This is a genomic window from Paraburkholderia hospita, assembly GCF_002902965.1.
GTDB lineage: Bacteria > Pseudomonadota > Gammaproteobacteria > Burkholderiales > Burkholderiaceae > Paraburkholderia > Paraburkholderia hospita.
This window is the reverse complement of record NZ_CP026106.1, coordinates 292,476-311,550: the sequence shown is the minus strand read 5'-3', so window position 1 is coordinate 311,550 and position 19,075 is coordinate 292,476. Positions and strand designations below refer to the sequence as shown.

The window sequence follows — 19,075 nt, the reverse complement described above, 5'->3', positions numbered from 1 at the left end:
TCCTACCGGCGCTGCTCCTTTACCCGCGACACGATCTGCGTCGGGCTCACGAACTGCAGCGCAATCAATACCCAGATCAGCGTGATCGCCATGTAGATCATCGCCATTGCGTCGATCGACTGCGGCGCGCGCACGCCCGTTGAAAATACAGCGTAGTACAACGCGACGACGAGCGTCTGCGTCGCCGGCCCCGCCGTAAAGAACGTCAGTTCGAACATGCCGATGGTACGAACCAGCACCAGCAGACCGGCGGCAAGCATGCCGGGCACCAGCAAGGGCAGCAGGATATAGCGGAAATAGCGGAACGTATTCGCGCCGAAGATACGCGCCGCCGACTCCAGATTTGGATCGATCTGCTCGATGAACGGTGTCATCACGAGAATGACGAACGGCAACGCGGGCACCAGGTTCGCGAGAATCACGCCGGACAGTGTTCCCGCCAGCCCGATCTTGTACATCACGGTCGCCATCGGAATGCCGTATGTGACAGGCGGCACCATCAACGGCAGCAGGAACACGAGCATCGCGAAACGCTTGCCGCGAAACTGCACGCGTGCGAGCGCATATGCAGCGGGCACACCGAGCAGAATAGACAGCAGCACGACCGCGCCGACCACTTCGACCGTCACCCACAACACCGCCGCGAGCTGGAAGTCGCTCCACGCCTGCGCATACCAGTGCAGCGTGAAGCCCTGCGGCAGTAGCGTGCCGAACCAGCGCGTCGCGATCGAATTGACGGCGACGGTTGCGATCAGCAGCACGATGTTCAGCAGGAAGAAAATCATCGCGCCCCAGACGAGCGCCTTGTACACGCGGTCACGCAAACTGACGTGCGGTTTCATCGATTTCACCGTTTGCCCTTGCGGCGCAGCGGGCCACGGATGCGCGACTTGATGATCGGTTGCCATCAGCCCTTACCTCCCGTCGCCGGTCCACTGTAGAAGAAGCGGCGCGCGCCGAGCATCGCGGCGACGATCACCAGTTGCACGAAACCCATCACGATCGCAATCGCCGACGCAAGCGAGTAATCGTAGCTCTCGAACGCGGCCTCCGCGGCGGCAATCGACATCACGCGCGTCGGCCCCGCAGGCGCGCCGAGCAGCACTGCCGATGGAAACACCGAAAACGCCTGCACGAATGACAGACATGCGGCCATCGTCAAGCCCGGCACGAGCAGCGGCAGATAGATCTGCCGGAACTGCTGCCAGGGGTTTGCGCCAAGCGTCGCGGCGGCGCTTGCGAGCGTCGGATCGATGCCCGTCACGTACGACAGCGTCAACAGAAACGCGAACGGAAAGCCCGACACCACCAGCGAGATCAGCACGCCCCAGAAGTTGTGCGTGAGGCGCACTTCGTCGGTATAAAGGTGCAGCCCTTGCAGCGCTTGCGGAAACCAGCCGTTCGGACCGAAGTAAGTGAGCATGCCATCCGCGATCAGCACGGTGCCGAGCGTGATGGGAATCACGAGCAGCGTCGTAATGAATTTCTGATACGGCGACGGACGGCGCAGCGCGAACGCGACGGGCACCGATATGCCGACGTTGATCAAGGTGGCAGGCACCGCGAGCTTCAGCGTGACGATGATGGTCGGCCACATCGACGTGTCGCTGAAGAACTTCGCGTAGTTCGCCCACATGCCGCCGCCTTCCATCGGACTGAAGGACAGCGCGAGGCCGTAGACGAACGGGTAGACGAACAGCGCGAGGATGAACAGCAAGGCGGGCGAAACGAGCCACGCCTTGCCGTCACGTTGCGCGACGGGTGTCGTTGCGGCAGCGGGCGTCAGCGTGCTCATGACGGCTCTCCGTCGTAGACCAGCGTGCGCGACGGCGGCACGCGCAGCGTGACGCGCTCGCCTTCGGCAAACTCTCCCGCGACGCGCGCCCACAATTCGCCGAACGCGCTCTTCACACGAATCAGCGAATCACGGCCGCCGTACTCGACCGTCGTGACCTGCGCGTCGAACGCGTTCTCCGAGCCGGGCGCGGCGCGCTCCATGTCCTCGGGACGCATCGCGACGGAAACACGCTTGCTGTTGAAGCCATCCATGGCCGTGCCGATCAGGCGCACGCCGTTCGCTTCGACGGCCACGCCTTCGCCCTGCGTGCCTTCGAGCGTGAACGGCAGCACATTGCGATAGCCCATGAAACGCGCGACGTGCAGATTCTTCGGCCGCCCGTAGACTTCCTTCGGCGTCGCGACCTGCTGCACGACGCCCTCTTTCATCACGACGATGCGGTCGGCCATCGACAGCGCTTCGTCCTGGTCGTGCGTCACGTAGATGGTCGCACGATCCAGCTGGCTATGAATGCGGCGAATCTCGGCGCGCATTTCGATGCGCAGTTTCGTGTCGAGATTCGACAGCGGTTCGTCCATCAGAATGAGCGGCGGCTCGATCACAATGGCGCGCGCAATCGCGACGCGCTGCTGCTGACCGCCTGACAACTGCCCCGGCAGCTTCTTCTCATGCCCGACCAGCTGCACGAGTTGCAGCGCTTCGCGCGCGCGCTTCACCGTTTCCGCCTTCGCGATACCGCGCATCTTCAGGCCGAAGCCGACGTTGTCGAGCACCGACATATGCGGAAACAGCGCGTAGTTCTGAAACACCATGCCGAAGCCACGCTTTTCGGGCGGCAGCACATCGATGCGTTTGTCGTCGAGCCAGATGCCGCCGCCCGACAGCGGCTGCAAGCCCGCGATGCAGTTGAGCGCCGTCGACTTGCCACAGCCCGACGGCCCGAGCAATGCGATGAATTCGCCGCGGCGGATACTCAGATCGAGACCCTGCAGCGCCGAGACCGCGTGCCCTTCGGCATTCACGAAACTGCGGCTGACGGACTCGAGGCGCAACTGTTCAAAGTGATGCTTCATGATCGCTTCCCTACGATGTTGCATGGCCGCGCCATATGACTCACCATATGGCGCGCCGTCACAAATCGCCGATGCGCGCGAGGCGTCAAGCACGCCCTGCGCGGCACCGGCTGGTCCGCTTTGCGCGGTGATGGGTACGCGTTGGTATGAACTTACTTGGTCTTTTGCGCGCCCACTTCGCGGTCCCACTTCTGGAACGCTGCGACCATCGCTGCCGCGCTCAACGGCTGAACGTGCGGACGATCGGCAAGCAGTTTCGCGTATTCCGGACGGCCGAACTTCTTCAGCACTTCCTGGCTCTGCGCGGGCGCTTGTGCTTCTGTCATGCCGTTGATGGCCGGGCCAGGATAGAAATAGCCGTCGTCATAGGTCAAGGCCTGCTGCGCCGGCTCCAGCATGAAGTTCATCAGCTTGTAGAGCGTGTCGAGCTTTTCTTTCGGCACGCCTTTCGGAATCACCATGAAGTGCGCGTCGTTGACCCACGTCATGTTGTCGAACGCCTGCACCTTGAATTCAGCCGGCACGATGCCGAGCGCGCGCGGGTTGATGTCCCAACCCGTCACGGTGACGGTCATGTCGCGCGTGCCTTCGCCCAGTTCCTTCATCACCGCCGACGTGCCGCCCGGGTAATAAGGAATGCAGTCGTTCAACTGCTTGAGGAACGCCCAGGTCTTATCCCAGCCATTGACCGGGTCTTTCGGATCCTTGTCGCCGAGCACGTACGGCAGGCCCATCAGGAACGTGCGGCCCGGACCGGAATTGGCCGGACGCGCGTAGATCAGCTTGTTCGGATGCGCCTTGCACCATTGCAGGAGCTGGTCCGGCGTCTTGGGCGGATCGCTGACCTTGGCGGGGTTGTATTCGATCAGCGGGCCGGCCGGCATATAGGCGACTTCGAGACCGAAGCCCTGCGCGAGATCCTGCATCTTGCGCGGACCGGGCGCGTACTTGTCGAGCACGCCGGGGAATGCCGCGTTGTTCTCCGGCAGCAGCTTGATCCACAGGTTCTGCTCGATACCAGCGGCAAGCGCGTCGGTGCCCGTCAGCACGAGGTCGATGTCCGAGCGGCCGGCCGCCTGCATCGCCTTGATCTTGCCGGGCAACTGCGGCGCGGGCGCGTTCGTGTACGTGATGTTGGAAACGAGATTCGGGTACTTGGCCTTGAAGGCTTCAAAACCCTTTTGCGTCAACTGGAGATCGCCCGCGACGTCGACGATGTTGATCGTGACGGCATCCGCCGCTCGCGCCGATTGCGTGAACCCTGCTACTGCTGCGCCAACGGCAACGCACAGTGCGGCCACCTTCAGTGGCAACTTCGCTGACAACTTGCCAGAAAAAGCCATTTCGTCTCCTCGCCTCTTTATATGGAACGTCCGCCGACGGGATGCGCGGCGCTGACGTGTTACGGGCTGCTAGTGGGTGAAACATAACGAACGGGCACGCATGATGTCAAGCAAATTTTAGCCTGACATGTTCATCGCGTGATGACCTTTCAAATTCTTCAAGTCCTTTTATGGTAAGGATTTCAGCGGGTTTTGCCGATTCGTCCGTGTGGCATAGGGAGAACACCAAGATACGACTTGTTAGGCAACTTCAGCCGCCGCGCAGGCCCTGAGTATTCACGTACAGCGAATACAGGCCGTGGCTCGCGGCCATGAACAGGCGGTTGCGATGCCTGCCGCCAAAACACACGTTCGCGCAGCGCTCCGGCAGCGCAATATGCCCGAGCGCTTCGCCTTGTGGCGAAAACACGCGCACGCCGTCGAGTTCATCGGTGCCCATGCCCCAGCCGCACCATAGGTTGCCGTGGATATCGATTCGAAAACCATCCGGCGTACCGTCCTGCGCGTCGATCAGCACGCGGTTGTTCGCAAGCGTCCGCCCTTGGCCGACCACATCGAACGCACGGATCGTGCGCGGCGTGGAGCGCGATTCGACGACGTAGAGCACGGATTCATCCGGCGAAAACGCGAGGCCGTTCGGGCCGATCACTTCGTCGCAGACCATCGTGACCTCGCCCGTCTGCCCGTCCACGCGATACACGTTTTGCGGCAGTTCCGGCTCCTGCTTCTCGCCTTCATAGAAGCTGTCGATGCCGAACGATGGATCCGTGAACCAGACCGAGCCATCCGACTTCACGACGACGTCGTTCGGCGAATTGAAGCGCTTGCCCTGGTAACAGTCCGCGATCACGGTGATCGAGCCGTCGTATTCGGTGCGCGTGACGCGTCGCGTCAGATGCTCGCAGGTGACGAGCCGCCCTTCGCGGTCGCGCGTATTGCCGTTCGCGTTATTCGACGGCCGGCGAAACGGCGTCACTGCGCCCGTCTCCTCGTCCCAGCGCAGGATGCGGTCGTTTGGAATGTCGCTCCACAGCACGTAGCGGCCATCGCCGAACCACACTGGGCCCTCGGACCAGCGCGCGCCCTGATACAGGCATTCGACGGAAGCCGAGGCAAGTCGCAGTGCGTCGAAGCGGGGATCGAAACTGCGGATGGAGGGATCGGGATAGCGGCGCTGGTTCGGGTGGGTGAGTTCGGTCATGGCGCTGTCAGAGCAACGCCGGGCGTCGAATCGATCGACGCCCGGCGTTCGTGGTGGTTACTGGTTATTGGTAATGACGCTGCTTGAAACGCTGTCGCCAACAAACGCGAGCCGTTACGCCTGCGCCGGCTTGCCGTCGCGCAGACGCCAGAGCTTCAGCGGATTGTCGTCGTGCAGCGATTGCGGCAGCAGTTCGGCGGGCAGGTCCTGGTAGCAGACGGGACGCAGGAAACGCTCGATCGCCGTCGCGCCGACCGAGGTCGCACGCGGATCGGACGTCGCCGGGAACGGACCGCCGTGCACCATCGCGTACGACACTTCGACGCCCGTCGGGAAGCCATTCGCCAGAATGCGGCCGGCCTTGCGCTCGAGCGTCGGCAGCAGGCGCCGCGCGATGTCATAGTCTTCGGGTTCGATCTGCAGCGTTGCCGTGAGCTGGCCTTCGAGGTATTCGGCCACCTTCACCATCTCCTCTATGTCAGCGCACGTGACGATCAGCGAAGTCGGCCCAAAAATCTCGTCCTCGAGTTCCGCGGATGTCAGGAACTGTATCGCCGACGTCTGGAACAGCGCGGGCAGCGCGGCGCAGGTCGCATCCGACGACGTGCCGCGCGCAATACTCTGCACGCCGCGTTGCTCGGTGCGATGCGTAATGCCGCCCTGATACGCGCTCGCGATGCCCGGCGTGAGCATCGTCTGCGCACTCTTTTGCGCGAGTGCCTTTGCCGCGGCGTCGATAAATATCTGTTTGTTCGGTCCGTCGAGAAGCAGCACGAGACCAGGATTCGTGCAGAACTGTCCGACGCCCAGCGTGACCGATTCGATAAAGCCTGCCGCAATCTGATCCCCGCGCTTCGCAAGCGCGCCGGGCAGCACGAAGAACGGGTTGATGCTGCTCATCTCGGCAAACACGGGAATCGGCTCGCGGCGCTTCTGCGTGAGATTCAAGAGTGCAAGGCCGCCGGCGCGCGAACCTGTGAAGCCGACCGACTTGATCGCCGGATGCTGGACGAGCGCCTCGCCGATCTCATTGCCTGCGCCAACCACGAGCGAGAACACGCCTTCGTGCAGACCGCAATCGGCGACCGCTTTCTGAATGGCGCGGCCAACCAGTTCAGATGTACCGAGGTGCGCCGGGTGCGCCTTCACGACAACCGGGCAACCCGCCGCGAGCGCCGATGCCGTATCGCCGCCCGCTACGGAAAACGCGAGCGGAAAATTACTAGCTCCGAACACGCCGACGGGACCAACGGGAATCTTCTGCAAGCGCATGTCGGGACGCGGCAGCGGCTTGCGATCCGGCTGAGCGGAATCGAGCGTCGCGGTGAGCCAGCGGCCTTCGCGTACCAGCGATGCGAACAGCTTGAGTTGCCCAACGGTACGCGCGCGTTCGCCTTCGAGCCGCGCCTTGGGCAATGCCGATTCGGCTTGCGCGCGCTGGATCAATGTGTCGCCGAGCCCGAGGATGTTCTCGGCAATGGTCTCGAGAAAATGCGCGCGAATTTCGAGCGACGTCTGACGGTACGAGTCGAACGCGAGCGCGGCCAGCGTGCATGCACGATCCACCTCGACCGCGCCGCCCGCACCGAACTCGGGTTCGATTTCCATGTTGCGCGCCGGGTCGAACGCGCGCAGCGTGCCCTTGGTGCCGCGCACCTCGGACCCGCCGATCAGCATGTCTCCGGTAATTTGCATGTCCTGCTCCTGTCGATGGCTGCGCGGCAGGAACGCATGTCGCGTCGCGCGGCCGGAAATCCAAATAGTGCGACGTCAAGAATGGGCGGACGATTCCGCGAGACGGCGCTCGAAGTCGAGCAAAGCCAGCGTCGCAACTTCGATCTTCGCATGATGTTCAGGCGGCGTCGAACGCAACAGCGGCAGGATCTGCCCTATGTCCGCGAGCGTCGCCAACGTGACCACGTCGTGCAGCACGCGTATCGGCGAAACGTCGTCGCGCAGGGTTTCGAGCGGCATGAACGCGTGTCAGTCACCCACTCCTGATATCACCTTTGCCGCCTTTACGCTTTGCAGCAGCCGGCGCAGGTAGTCGTCGCGCGAAGGATCGTCGCGCACGATCGCGTACTGCACAGCAACGAATGTGCCGCGATCGACGAGCCGTGCGAGCGTGTCGACGAACGATCGGAGACACGTTCATGGGGCGGCTCGCGGCAAAGACGATCACCCGGGCAAGTTAGCATCGCCACGCCAATGTTGTCAAACAACTTTGGATGCACAGATCTTACAATGCGACACGCATGAGCGCGGTTTCCTCACATGAATACTGGCCCTGCATGCTGCGCTGCAGATCAAACTCTTAATAATTTTGGTATGACAACGAGTGGAAAAGCAGACTGGTTTGAATCAAACGTTTCGTAATCTCTTCCGATTTTCGGGATCGAACCGTATTTAATACCGATTCAAAACCGTGCAAAACCCTACTAAATAGCCGCTTATTCAGATGGCTGTCAGGCACGGCAGGAGCGGATTTGCGGCATTTGCTGCAGAATTGCGTCAATGCAATTAAATGTCGGTTGGCGTAAAGCCCGATTTTTAGCCATAAATGAAACAGGCAAGAAATTCTCTATCGCCAATTCGTATTATCCTGCGAATATAGTGATAGATTGATGCGCAACAAGACCCATGAGTAACCGCAGCATCGGCATGGCCATAGCCCCCTCCGCTGCGAACCTCGAGAGATAGCACCTTGCCGCAACATTTTATTGAACAGATGTCGCCGTTGCTGAAAGCGGAGAACGATGTCAGCTGGTTCCGCGAAGTCGCCCGACTGGCAGACGGCTGGGGGTTCGACCGCGTGCTGGTCGGCATCCTTCCGCGGCCGGGCATGCGGCTGGAAGACGCGTTCATCCGCAGCACGTACTCGCCGTCGTGGCGGCAGTTCTACAACGACCAGGGGTTTGCGCACATCGACCCGACGGTCGCGCATTGCATGACGAAGTCGTCACCGCTGATCTGGTCGCCGGATCTGTTCGAATCGAATCCGGCGCAAACCATGTATGAGGAAGCGCGTGCGTACGGCTTGCGCGCCGGCGTGAGCCTGCCTATCCACGGGCCGAGACAGGAATCGGGACTGATCTGTTTCGTCAACGACCATAATCCGACCGACGACTTCTGGCGTCATCTCGACGTCGTGCTGCCCAACCTGGTGCTGTTGCGCGATCTCGTCATCGACACGAGCCAGCCTCACCTGAATGCGCACACGCAGGCGTTGGTGCCGAAGCTCACGCCGCGGGAACAGGAATGCCTGAAATGGACCGCACGCGGTAAGTCCACTTGGGAAATTTCGCACATTCTTAATTGCTCGGAAGCCGTGGTGAACTTCCACCTTAAGAACATTCGCACGAAATTCGGCGTGAACTCACGGCGCGCGGCGGCCGTGATTGCAACGCAACTCGGCCTTATTGATCCAGGTTGATGAGCTCGCGCGCTTCCGGGTTATGGAGCACCTTCTCTGCCCTGCCCAGGTCGCCGTCCGTGACCGTCTTCGTGAAGTAGAGGCCCAGCAGGATCGAAACGGGTGCCGGAATCTCCGCGCCCGATTCGAAGCGGCTGCCGCGCGACTGGGTCACGCCAAAGCGCGCCCAGAATTGACGTTGGCTCTCTTTCTTTTTCTTGCGGTACGCGATGATCAGCACGCGGTCCACACCAGTCGAAGTATCCGCGCCGCGGCTCTGCACGGTCGGTTGAACGTTTGCGTGAACGCCCGCTTGCCAATGATTCTGAAGTTCCATGATGTTTTTTCCTGTGTTGGCCCTCATCTCAATTTTGTAATCATCAGACGGACTGAGCACCTATCCAGGTGAATAGGTGTTTTTTTTATCCGAAATGCATACGGTTTCCTGCGTACCCGCGACCAACGTAAGGAGCACACCATGCATACGGCGATTCGGATTGGCACACGGCAAGAGTTCGACAACAACCACATCAACGAGATGTACCGGCTGCGCGCCCGCGTGTTTCGGGACCGCATGGGATGGGACGTTCCGACCATCGCCGGCATGGAGATCGACGGCTACGACGCGCTCGGGCCGTACTACATGCTCATTCAGGACGCCGACCGCGCCGTGCGCGGCTGCTGGCGGCTGATGCCGACGGAAGGCCCGAACATGCTGAAGGACACCTTCCCGCAGTTGCTCGACGGTCAGGACGCGCCAGTCGGACGGCATATATGGGAACTGAGCCGCTTTGCTATCGAAACGGATGGCGAGCAAACGTTTGGCTTTGCAGATTTGACGATGCACGCGATCCACGAACTGGTGACTTTCGCGGACCGGATGGGTATTACGCGCTATGTGACCGTCACGACGACGTCGATTGAACGGCTGCTGCGGCGCACGGGCATCGAGGTGACGCGGTTGGGGCCGCCCGTGAAGATCGGCGTCGAACGGACGATCGCGCTCGACATCACCGTCGACGCGATTCGCGCGGCCGTCTGCAAGCCGATGCCTGTGGCGGCGTGATGAGCCTGAGCGGAGACTAGCTGCGCCGGAACGTGATGTGCGAGATCCGGCGCACGAACAGCGCCGCCGCCAGCGCGGCGCAGCCCGTCAGCACGACGCCGATGTGGATCGACTGCACCAGCACGTGACGCGCGGCGTCGAACAGCGCCGGCCCTTCGAGACCGGCGCGTTTCATCTCGATCAGCAGCGAGTCGCGCAGGTTTTCGTCGACGAGAATGCGCGGATCGGCGAGCTTCGGCCGCCACGCCGACGCGACGGTTTCGCCGAGCACGCGTAACGAATCTTCCACGCCCGACGCATAGCGCCGGTTCACGATCGTCGCGACGATGCTGGTGCCGAGCATGCCGCCCACCATGCGCGTCGATTGCAGCAGCGCCGTCGTGATGCCGAAGCGCTCGCGGCCGGCAATCTCCTGGCCGAACACGTTCAGGTTGTTGAGAATGAAACCGAGGCCAATGCCGACGGCCGCCATCGACATTTCGAGATAGAGATGCGGCGTCGCGGGCGTGGCGAGCGCGATACCCACCGACGCGACCACCAGCAGGCTGAAGCCGATTGTCAGAATCGCCGTCGGCCGCTTCATGTGAATCACGATGCGCGTGTTGATCATGCTGCCGAGGGCGATGCAGGCGGCAATCGGCGTCGCGAGCAGGCCGGCCTGCTGCGGCGACAGCCCGAAGCCGCCTTGCAGCAGCAGCGGCGCGAAAAAGATCAGCGAGAACATCACGAAACCCGACAGCACCGACAGCGTGAAAAGCGTCACGAGCTGCGGGTCCTTGAACAGATCGAGCGGCACGATCGGGTGCGTCGCGCGCCGCTCGCAGACCAGCAGTGCCGCCGTACCCACTACGACCAGCGCGGCGAGAATCAGGTTGCCCGTGGTCAGACCATCCTTCGGCACGGCTTCGATGAAAGTCTGAAGTCCGCCGAGCACCAGCGCGACGAGCGCGGCGCCCGCCCAGTCGATCCGTACGTCGCCCGTGCGTTCGCGCCGGTAGTACGGCAGATGCGCCCAGATGAAGTACAGCGCGAGCGCACCGACGGGCAGATTAACGAGGAATGTCGAGCGCCAGCCGAATTGCTCGCTGAGCCAGCCGCCCAGCGACGGTCCCGCCGCCGTGCCGATTCCGTATGCGGCCGCCAGCACCACCTGCCAGCGCACGCGGGTGCGCGGGTCGGGAAAGAGATCGGGGATCGACGCGAACGCGGTGCCGACCATCATCCCGCCGCCCACGCCCTGCAGGCCGCGCGCGAACACCAGAAACGGCATGCTGGATGCGAGGCCGCATAGCGCCGACGCCACGGTAAAGACGATCACGGCCGTAATCACGAAATACTTGCGGCCGAAATAGTCGCCAAGGCGCCCGAACACGGGCACCGTGACCACGGACGCAAGCAGATAGGCGCTCGCAATCCACGCGTAATACTCGAAACCGTGCAGTTCGACGACGATCGACGGCAATGCCGTGCTGACCACTGTCTGATCGAGCGCGACCAGCATGTTGACGAGACCGATGCCAAGCATGGCCAGCAGTGCGTCGCGAAAAACCAGGGGACGGGAAGGGTTCACTTCTTTGCGATACGGCGCAGTGCGCGCCGTATTTTCAGATCAGGGAAGAGGGAACAGGGCCGCAAGCACGACGCAACGGCCCGGCAAGGCGGAAAACGTCAGGAGCCGAACATCCGGTCGCGCGCATGCTCGAGATGCAGGCGCATCGCCTGGCCGGCCGCGGCTGCGTCCTTGCTGCGGATCGCGTCGAGCACGGCCAGGTGCTCGGTCTGCACGAGCCGCTGGCGTTCAAGCGTCTTCACCAGCGACAGATTGCGCGACAGATTCATGCTGAAGACGATCTGCTCTTCGATGAACGACATCATCGTGATGAAGAACTGGTTCTTCGACGCCCGCGCAACCGCGAGGTGAAACGCGAAGTCGTCCTTCGCGCCGATGCCCTGCGTTTCGATCACGCGCTCCAGTTCGTCCCATGCGTGCTGGATCGCGGCGATGTCGTCGGCCTCGGCCATTTGCGCGGCCAGTTCGGCAGCGCCCGACTCCGTCACGATGCGAAAGTCGTAGCAGCGGCGGATGTCGGAGAGCGTCTCCAGCGGCGCGAAACGGCGCACGTCGGGGTCCGGACGGCGCGCGACCGTCGTGCCCGAGCCGTGCCGCGTCACGATGATGCCGTCGGCGCGCAGCCTCGCGAGCGCCTCGCGCACTGTCGGCCGCGACGTCTCGAAGCGTTCCGCGAGCGCATGCTCGGTCGGCAAGCGTTCGCCTTCCTTGTATTCGCCTTCGAGAATGCGGTTCAGGATGTCGCTGTAGATCTTGTCCGGCAGACCTGTCGATTTGCGCTCGTTCATCGTCGAGAGAAGCGGCTTGTCAGAATAGATTGGAATTGTAAGGCAAATAACGCGTGCTACCTGGCGAAATAACGGCTGATTCCAGCCAGAAGACGCGTGGTAGCGTGCACGCCGCCAGTATGACCGACCTCGCGTCCCACGGCAAAATTTGACAAATCTTTGATTGACATCTGTGTTCCCGCCGACCAAAGCGCGCCCTTTTCGTCGATCATTTATGCTGCAAGCGCAATCCGGACCCATTCATACCGCTTTCACGGGCGGCCCGCGCAGGCGGAACACGGCGGCGCGACGCTCTCCACGACACGGAGGCTTCATGTACACCCGCATCCTTGTTGCCGTCGACGGCAGCAACACGTCGCGCCGCGCGTTCGACGGCGCCCTGAATCTGGCCAGCAAACTGGGCGCGACGCTGCGCGCGTTCTACGCGGTCGAAAACACGCCGATGTACTTCGACGCGCCCGGCTACGATCCGTCCATCTTGCGCAACCGTCTCGTCGAGCAGGGCAAGGAGCTGACGGCCGAACTGTCGGCGGCGATGCGCGCGCAGGGGGTATCGGGCGATATCGCGGTGGGCGAGGCGTCGTCGCTCGACGACGTGCCGACGCTCGTGCTGCGCGCCGCCGCCGATTTCAACGCCGACCTGATCATCATGGGCACGCATGGCCGGCGCGGCATGCAGCGGCTGATTCTGGGCAGCGTAGCCGAGCGCTGCGTGCGTCAATCGACATTGCCCGTGCTGCTGATTCCGTCCGCTGCGGGCGGCGGCGAAGCGGAGGAAGAACCCAAGGCCTGAGCGTCGCGCGCGAAAACGAAGCCTGACGCCGCTCAACAACGCGATCGCTTGCGACGCGTCATTTTGCCGCCTGGTTGCGCGCGCATCGAGTGGGACAATCGGTTGTCACCCTGCTTGTCAACCTTTTAATGCCGGTTGGTCCCATGCTCAATCCCATCGCAGTTACCGCCGCTGTCGCCCCTGCCCGCGCTGTCCGCCGCAGCCCCGCCTCCTCCACGCAGCGCGCCGTGCGCAGCGCTGCACGCTGTTCGTCGTGCGCGATGCGGCATCTGTGCATGCCGCAAGGCGTGGCCGCCAACGAAATGCCGCAGCTCGAAGCGCTGATCTGCTCGGCGCGCCCGGTGCGTCGCGGTGAGGCGCTCTATCGCGCGGGCGATTCGTTCGACAGTCTGTACGCCGTGCGCTCGGGATCGCTGAAGACGGTGATGGCCCATCGCGACGGCCGCGAGCAGGTCACGGGCTTGAGGATCGCGGGCGAAGCGCTCGGCCTCGACGGCATCAGCAGCGACCAGCACGCATGCAGCGCCGTCGCGCTGGAAGACAGTTCGGTATGCATCATCCCTTACGCGGCGCTCAAGCATCTGTGCCGCGAGATCAGCTCGATGCAGGAGCGGCTGCACAAGCTGATGGGCGAGCAGATCGTGCGCGAGGCCGCGCAGATGATGGTGCTCGGCTCGTTGAGCGCCGACGAGCGTGTCGCTGCATTCCTGCTCGATATCTCCGAGCGCAATGCGCAGCGCGGTTATTCGTCGGCGGAATTCAATCTGCGGATGACGCGCGAAGACATGGGCAGCTATCTCGGCATGACACTCGAAACGGTGAGCCGCACCCTGTCAAGATTTCAAAAGCGCGGACTGATCGACGCACAAGGCCGCCTGATCCACATCGTCGATCCCGAAGGCTTGCGCCAGGTCGGCGCCCCGTCGAACGCCTGATCCGCCAGGGTCCGCCGCGCGGCTTCGTCTCGCACGACGCCCGCGCGCATCCATCTGGCACGTCTCCTGCGCCTGCGGTACAGTTCAAGATTATTCTTCTCGGCGAGAGTCGGGTCTTCGGCACCCCGCACTCGTCTCGTGCAAGATGCTTGCTGTCCCCACGAGGAGACCCGGCGAATGAACCGCGACCCCGCACCGCACCACCCGCTGGCCGAACGTCTCATCGACGCGCGCCGCGTGACCGACGCCCTGTTCTCGGTTGTCAAACCCGAATACCTCTATGACCGGCCGATCCGCGAGCGCCACCGGATCGTGTTCTACATCGGCCATCTCGAAGCCTTCGACCGCAATCTGTTCGACGAACGCCTGTGCCCGCTGCCCGCGTTCGCGCCGGAGCTCGACAGGCTGTTCGCGTTCGGCATCGATCCCGTCGACGGCGGCTTTCCAACCGATCAACCTTCCGATTGGCCTTCAATCGACGCCGTGCGCGACTATGCGAACAAGGCGCGGGCGCAGATCGACAGTCGTCTCGCCGCTTATGAATTCGGCCGCGGCGGCATGGCGACGGGCTCGCCCGAGCAGCTGATGCATGTCGCCATCGAACACCGGCTGATGCACGCGGAAACGCTCGCGTACATGCTGCATCAGTTGCCGCTGGAGATGAAGGCCGCGCCGCCGGGCGTAACGTCCGCCGCGCAATACGCGCGCAACGTCGAAGCGTCGCCGATGGTGCGCGTGTCGGCTGGCGTTGCCGTGCTCGGCATGAAGAAGGAAGATGGCCGCTTCGGCTGGGACAACGAATTCGGCGAGCAGCGCGTGCAGGTCGAAGCGTTCGAGATCGACCGCTATATGGTGAGCAACGCGCAATTCCGCGAGTTCATCGACGCAGGCGGCTATCGCAATCGCGCTTACTGGAACGACAAGGACTGGGCGTGGAAGGAAGCCGAGGGCGTCGCGCATCCCGTGACGTGGTCGCAGAATGCTGACGGCCAGTGGACCTTGCGCACGATGTTCGAAGATATCGCGCTGCCGCCCGATTGGCCCGTCTACGTGAGCCATGCGGAAGCGAGCGCGTACGCGCGCTGGGCCGGCAAGGCGCTGCCCACGGAAGCACAGTGGCAGCGCGCTGCGCAAGGCGTGCCGAATGCACCATCGGGCAACTACGGTTTCCGCAGCTGGGACCCGCAAGCCGTCGATGCGTCGCCGGACAATGTCAGCGCGTTTGGCGTCGAAGGCCAGTTCGGCAATGGGTGGGAATGGACATCGTCGTTATTTGACGCACTGCCGGGCTTCGAGGCGTTTCCGTTCTATCTCGGCTACTCGGCCAATTTCTACGACGGACAGCATTACGTGCTGAAGGGCGGGTCGGCGCGCACCGCGCAATGCATGATCCGGCCGACGTTCCGCAACTGGTTTCAGCCGCGGTATCAGCATGTGTATGCGGGGTTCAGGTGTGTGAGGGTTTGACAAACAACGCATAAGTTGGCGAACACGCCTTCCAGGATCACCGTGTTCGCGCGCTCATCAGACGTTAGGCGATCGCGCTCCCGCCGTAGCGATAGGCATTGTTTCGTCTGTACGGTCAAACACTTTTTCCGGTTCGTCCGCCTCTTCCGGCGTTTCGTTATCCAGGACCCGGCGCATTCTGGGTTGGTCCAGTTCGTTGGTCCATTTGGCGACCACCAGCGTAGCCACAGCATTGCCGATGAAATTCGTCAACGCGCGCGCTTCGGACATGAAGCGGTCGATCCCAAGAATAAGCGCAAGCCCAGCAACGGGTACATGCCCGACGGCAGACAAGGTTGCCGCAAGCACGATGAACCCGCTGCCCGTCACGCCGGCAGCGCCTTTAGAGGTCAGCAGCAATACGGCGAGCAACGTGAGCTGATGCGTGAGGTCCAGCGGCGTGTTGGTCGCCTGGGCGATAAAGATGGCAGCCAGGGTGAGATAGATCGACGTGCCATCGAGGTTGAAGGAATACCCGGTTGGAATGACCAGGCCAACCACCGACTTCTTCGCGCCAAGATTCTCCAGCTTCACCATCACGCGAGGCAGAGCGGCTTCCGATGAAGACGTTCCAAGTACGATAAACAGTTCTTCCTTGAGGTACTTGATCAACTTCCATACGCTGAAACCATGGAACCAGGCAATCAGTCCTAGCACGACGAAGACGAAGAGAAGACAGGTCGCATAGAACGTGAGCATCAGCTTCCCAAGAGAGAGCATGCTGCCGATGCCGTATTTGCCGATGGTGAAGGCCATCGCGCCAAACGCGCCGATCGGCGCCACTTTCATGATGATGCCGACAATGCGGAAGAACACGTGGGAGATCTTCTCCACAAAGTCGAATATCAGCGTGCCTCTGCCGCCGAACCAGTGCAAAGCGAAGCCGAACATGAGCGCGAACAACAGAACCTGAAGTATCTCGCCCTTGGCGAATGCATCGACCACGGTCGACGGGATGATGTTCATCAGGAATTCGGTGGTGCTCTCCATCTTGCGTCCGCTGGTGACGGTAGCGACCGCCTTCGCGTCCAGCGTCTTCGGGTCCACGTTCATGCCGGCACCGGGCTGGACCACGTTGACGATCAACAATCCGACCACCAGGGCAAGGCCGCTGACGATTTCAAAATAGAGCAACGCCAGCCCGCCTGTCTTGCCCACTTTCTTCATGTCTTCCATCCCGGCGATGCCGACGACCACCGTGCAGAAGATGATGGGGGCGATGATCATCTTGATCAGTTTGATGAACGCGTCGCCGAGCGGCTTCATCGCTTCGCCAGTGTGCGGAGCGAAAAATCCCAGCAGCATACCGGCGATGATCGCGACGATCACCTGAAAGTAAAGTGATCTGTAAAGCGGTTTGTGCGCAGCCATTTGAGCCCCCGAACAGTCACTTCAGGCGTCATTCAAAGCATCGTTCGACACGCCAGCGTGATCCGTGTGACGTCTCCCGGCACCGAACGGTGGACTGCAATCTAATACCCATGCATGCAGCGCAGGTCGCGAGCACGGCTTGCTTACCCGGCAACCTGCGAATAGCTTCTTACCAAATCATTACGAAGGCTATGCTTCGCATCCGTCCGCGACAACCGGGCAAACCCGAGCGTGCGCTGCAGCAGACCGTTTGGAAATAGTAAACAAGCCTTAACAAAAGCTGTCGAGCATGGAGGAAAGCGAACCCCGTGGCTTCGTTCGGGGCCGTGTGGCGCACGTCGCGGATGTCTAGCGCATCCGGGAGACCGCCTTGAGAATGGAATCACCATCGCTTGTGACATGAGCACGTGGGCGTCCTGAAGCGAGGTTTTCCAATGAGATGAGTTGGCGCTGCAGGAGCGTGTCGAGCTCAGCGCGGCCCAGTTCGATCTGATCCGGCGCGTCCTTGATGAGCATCAAGGTGGCGAATTCATGTGGACTCAGCATACCGTCTCCTCGATTGAGTCTGTCTGCGCAGGGCAGCATTCCTTACCCTCTCCGCCTGGCGAAATAAACGACGTCGGCTCGCTGACATGCAGCAAGCCGACTGCCAGTTCAACTACGCACCTTTAGTGGTTCATCTGCTGGATGCCCGCCACTCGCCACGCCTGGTCGCCCTGTGCGTTCCTGACCAGGTTCCAGATTTCCTGGAACGGCTGGGCCGTCTGTGCGTCGTCCTCCCGCATTTGACCGTAAAAGCGAACGCTGACCAGCGTTTCCTCCACGTTGCTTTCCGTGCCCAGCACCTCGGCATCGAGCTGCGTGACTTCCGTCACGCTCGGCTCGCGACCGCGGGCTTCCAGGTCCATCTTGAGCCGCCTGAACATTTCCGGCGTCGTCAACTCGAACAGGTCACCCTGTTCGTTCCTGTCCCACGCGCCTTGAAGACGCATGAACAGGGTCTTTGCCGACGCCAGAAAGGCAGCCTGATCGGGCCCGAGCGCAAGTTCCGGTGCCTGCACGGCGCCTGCAGCACCCGTCGAATTCATCGCTGCGCGCGGCCAGCCCATGGGCGTCGCTTCAGGCCGCGCTTGCCGGATCTGATTGAGAAATTGTGAGCCGTTCGATTGCTGCCGGTTCGCGGCACCATGTCCATAAGCCAGATCCGGACGACGCCGGTTGGCGATAAAGCGGAACAGCATCACGCCGGCGAAAACCACCAGCCCGATGAGCAGCGCATTCGACAGCATTTGCGCGAGCCCTTCACCCAGCCCAAACGATGACAACAACGCCGCAATGCCAAGGCCGGCGGCGAGGCCGGCGAGCGGGCCCATCCAGCGGTTACCTGCCGCGGCAGCAGGCGCCTGCGTTGCCTGTTGCGCCGGCTGGGCTTGCTGGCGTTGTTGCACCTGCCCGGACGGCGACGCCGACTGCGACTGGCGCCCGATGCTTTGACTGCCGCCCACCCGCTTCGCTTCGGCATCATTCGACGCCACCGCGCCGAGGGCAAGCAGTCCCGCCAGACCGAGCGCTGCCGTCCCGCGCGTTACCGCACCGGCAGCACGTCGAAGGTGATTGACGAATTGCATGAACATAAAAAACCTCTTTTGGTAAGTCCGGGGGCTACCCGGATCGCGCTCTTCATAGTCGCGCGGAAAACATTACGAACAGTAAATATTATTGGGTCGTCAGACTCGCGGCTGTTGAGCCTGCGCTCCGTTATGGCCGACGTGAAAACTGTTGCCGTGGATGTAGTGCTCCAGTTGCCGGATCGTGTGTTCCTGCTCGGTAATCAGGTTCTTGATCAGGTCGCCGATCGACACCATTCCGATCACCTGCCCCGCCGTAATCACGGGCAGATAACGTATCCGGTGCTCCGTCATGAGCGCCATGCATTCGTCGGTTGTGTGCTGAGGGCCGACATGGCGCACCTCTGTCGACATGATGTCGCGCACCGGCGTATTCCTTGATGAGCGGTCCATCAGAACGATTTTCCTCGCGTAATCCCGCTCCGTGACGATACCGGCCAGGCGTCCTTCGTTTGCGACGATCAGTGCTCCCACCTGCCGGTGCGCCATGATCGCGATCGCGTCGTAGACGGATGCGGACGCGTGGGTGGACCACACTGTCTGAGAATCTTTTGAACGAAGAAATTGCGCAACCGATGCCATAAGTCACCT

General features: G+C 62.0%; 19 protein-coding genes and 1 pseudogene. 5 read left to right on the top strand and 15 right to left on the bottom strand.

The features are described 5' to 3' along the window. Positions 1-2: 2 nt before the first annotated feature. The 7 genes and pseudogenes from C2L64_RS19725 to C2L64_RS54900 all read right to left on the bottom strand — a co-directional run. On the bottom strand, positions 3-908 hold the full coding sequence (locus C2L64_RS19725; protein ID WP_007739999.1) for an ABC transporter permease: 906 nt from the start codon (positions 906-908) through the stop codon (positions 3-5). Then, on the bottom strand, positions 908-1,795 hold the full coding sequence (locus tag C2L64_RS19720) for an ABC transporter permease (protein WP_007586615.1): 888 nt from the start codon (positions 1,793-1,795) through the stop codon (positions 908-910). The genes C2L64_RS19725 and C2L64_RS19720 overlap by 1 nt, the downstream gene beginning before the upstream one ends. Next, positions 1,792-2,871, bottom strand: coding sequence for an ABC transporter ATP-binding protein (locus tag C2L64_RS19715; RefSeq protein ID WP_007586618.1), 1,080 nt, complete (start codon positions 2,869-2,871; stop codon positions 1,792-1,794). The genes C2L64_RS19720 and C2L64_RS19715 overlap by 4 nt, the downstream gene beginning before the upstream one ends. 152 nt (positions 2,872-3,023) lie before the next feature. Beyond that, positions 3,024-4,214 (bottom strand): extracellular solute-binding protein, encoded by a 1,191-nt coding sequence (locus C2L64_RS19710; protein WP_007586619.1) that lies wholly within the window; start codon positions 4,212-4,214, stop codon positions 3,024-3,026. 250 nt (positions 4,215-4,464) lie between these two features. After that, the gene (locus C2L64_RS19705; RefSeq protein ID WP_007586621.1) at positions 4,465-5,415 is read right to left on the bottom strand and encodes an SMP-30/gluconolactonase/LRE family protein; all 951 of its coding nucleotides are present in this window, start codon (positions 5,413-5,415) and stop codon (positions 4,465-4,467) included. 114 nt (positions 5,416-5,529) lie between these two features. After that, positions 5,530-7,110, bottom strand: a complete 1,581-nt coding sequence (locus tag C2L64_RS19700; RefSeq protein ID WP_007586623.1) for an aldehyde dehydrogenase (NADP(+)) — start codon at positions 7,108-7,110, stop codon at positions 5,530-5,532. Between the two features lie 75 nt (positions 7,111-7,185). After that, positions 7,186-7,548: pseudogene (locus tag C2L64_RS54900) on the bottom strand (dihydrodipicolinate synthase family protein); the annotation flags it as partial. Between the two features lie 595 nt (positions 7,549-8,143). On the opposite strand from C2L64_RS54900, the gene C2L64_RS19690 reads away from it, so the two are divergent. Continuing rightward, the gene (locus C2L64_RS19690) at positions 8,144-8,848 is read left to right on the top strand and encodes a helix-turn-helix transcriptional regulator (RefSeq protein WP_035538321.1); all 705 of its coding nucleotides are present in this window, start codon (positions 8,144-8,146) and stop codon (positions 8,846-8,848) included. On the opposite strand, the gene C2L64_RS19685 is transcribed toward C2L64_RS19690, so the two are convergent. Further along, positions 8,832-9,164 (bottom strand): helix-turn-helix domain-containing protein, encoded by a 333-nt coding sequence (locus C2L64_RS19685; RefSeq protein ID WP_007586630.1) that lies wholly within the window; start codon positions 9,162-9,164, stop codon positions 8,832-8,834. The genes C2L64_RS19690 and C2L64_RS19685 overlap by 17 nt on opposite strands. 141 nt (positions 9,165-9,305) lie before the next feature. Between C2L64_RS19685 and C2L64_RS19680 the strand changes: the two genes are divergently transcribed. Further along, positions 9,306-9,893, top strand: a complete 588-nt coding sequence (locus tag C2L64_RS19680; RefSeq protein ID WP_007586631.1) for an acyl-homoserine-lactone synthase — start codon at positions 9,306-9,308, stop codon at positions 9,891-9,893. Between the two features lie 16 nt (positions 9,894-9,909). Here C2L64_RS19680 and C2L64_RS19675 read toward each other — a convergent pair whose 3' ends face one another. The 3 genes from C2L64_RS19675 to C2L64_RS53290 all read right to left on the bottom strand — a co-directional run bounded on the left by C2L64_RS19675 (position 9,910) and on the right by C2L64_RS53290 (position 12,463). Further along, positions 9,910-11,418, bottom strand: coding sequence for an MFS transporter (locus C2L64_RS19675; RefSeq protein WP_007586632.1), 1,509 nt, complete (start codon positions 11,416-11,418; stop codon positions 9,910-9,912). Positions 11,419-11,561: 143 nt separating this feature from the next. Continuing rightward, positions 11,562-12,251 (bottom strand): FadR/GntR family transcriptional regulator, encoded by a 690-nt coding sequence (locus tag C2L64_RS19670; protein WP_007586633.1) that lies wholly within the window; start codon positions 12,249-12,251, stop codon positions 11,562-11,564. Positions 12,252-12,307: 56 nt separating this feature from the next. Further along, on the bottom strand, positions 12,308-12,463 hold the full coding sequence (locus tag C2L64_RS53290; protein WP_158660528.1) for a hypothetical protein: 156 nt from the start codon (positions 12,461-12,463) through the stop codon (positions 12,308-12,310). A 101-nt stretch (positions 12,464-12,564) separates the two neighbouring features. Between C2L64_RS53290 and C2L64_RS19665 the strand changes: the two genes are divergently transcribed. From C2L64_RS19665 to C2L64_RS19655, 3 genes are all read left to right on the top strand, one after another. Then, positions 12,565-13,044, top strand: a complete 480-nt coding sequence (locus tag C2L64_RS19665) for a universal stress protein (RefSeq protein WP_007586634.1) — start codon at positions 12,565-12,567, stop codon at positions 13,042-13,044. A 260-nt stretch (positions 13,045-13,304) separates the two neighbouring features. Further along, on the top strand, positions 13,305-13,979 hold the full coding sequence (locus C2L64_RS19660) for a helix-turn-helix domain-containing protein (protein WP_039901180.1): 675 nt from the start codon (positions 13,305-13,307) through the stop codon (positions 13,977-13,979). Between the two features lie 177 nt (positions 13,980-14,156). Further along, positions 14,157-15,446, top strand: coding sequence for an SUMF1/EgtB/PvdO family nonheme iron enzyme (locus tag C2L64_RS19655; protein WP_007586639.1), 1,290 nt, complete (start codon positions 14,157-14,159; stop codon positions 15,444-15,446). A 57-nt stretch (positions 15,447-15,503) separates the two neighbouring features. Here the strand turns inward: C2L64_RS19655 and C2L64_RS19650 are convergent, their stop codons facing one another. The 4 genes from C2L64_RS19650 to C2L64_RS19635 all read right to left on the bottom strand — a co-directional run bounded on the left by C2L64_RS19650 (position 15,504) and on the right by C2L64_RS19635 (position 19,066). Then, positions 15,504-16,856 carry a dicarboxylate/amino acid:cation symporter gene (locus C2L64_RS19650; RefSeq protein ID WP_007586640.1) on the bottom strand — a complete coding sequence of 451 codons (1,353 nt, stop codon included), beginning with the start codon at positions 16,854-16,856 and terminating at the stop codon, positions 15,504-15,506. Positions 16,857-17,204: 348 nt separating this feature from the next. Beyond that, positions 17,205-17,402 carry a hypothetical protein gene (locus C2L64_RS19645; RefSeq protein WP_007586642.1) on the bottom strand — a complete coding sequence of 66 codons (198 nt, stop codon included), beginning with the start codon at positions 17,400-17,402 and terminating at the stop codon, positions 17,205-17,207. 122 nt (positions 17,403-17,524) lie between these two features. Next, positions 17,525-18,490 (bottom strand): Tim44 domain-containing protein, encoded by a 966-nt coding sequence (locus C2L64_RS19640; RefSeq protein WP_007586647.1) that lies wholly within the window; start codon positions 18,488-18,490, stop codon positions 17,525-17,527. A 93-nt stretch (positions 18,491-18,583) separates the two neighbouring features. Continuing rightward, positions 18,584-19,066, bottom strand: coding sequence for a CBS domain-containing protein (locus tag C2L64_RS19635; protein WP_007586649.1), 483 nt, complete (start codon positions 19,064-19,066; stop codon positions 18,584-18,586). Positions 19,067-19,075 lie beyond the last annotated feature (9 nt).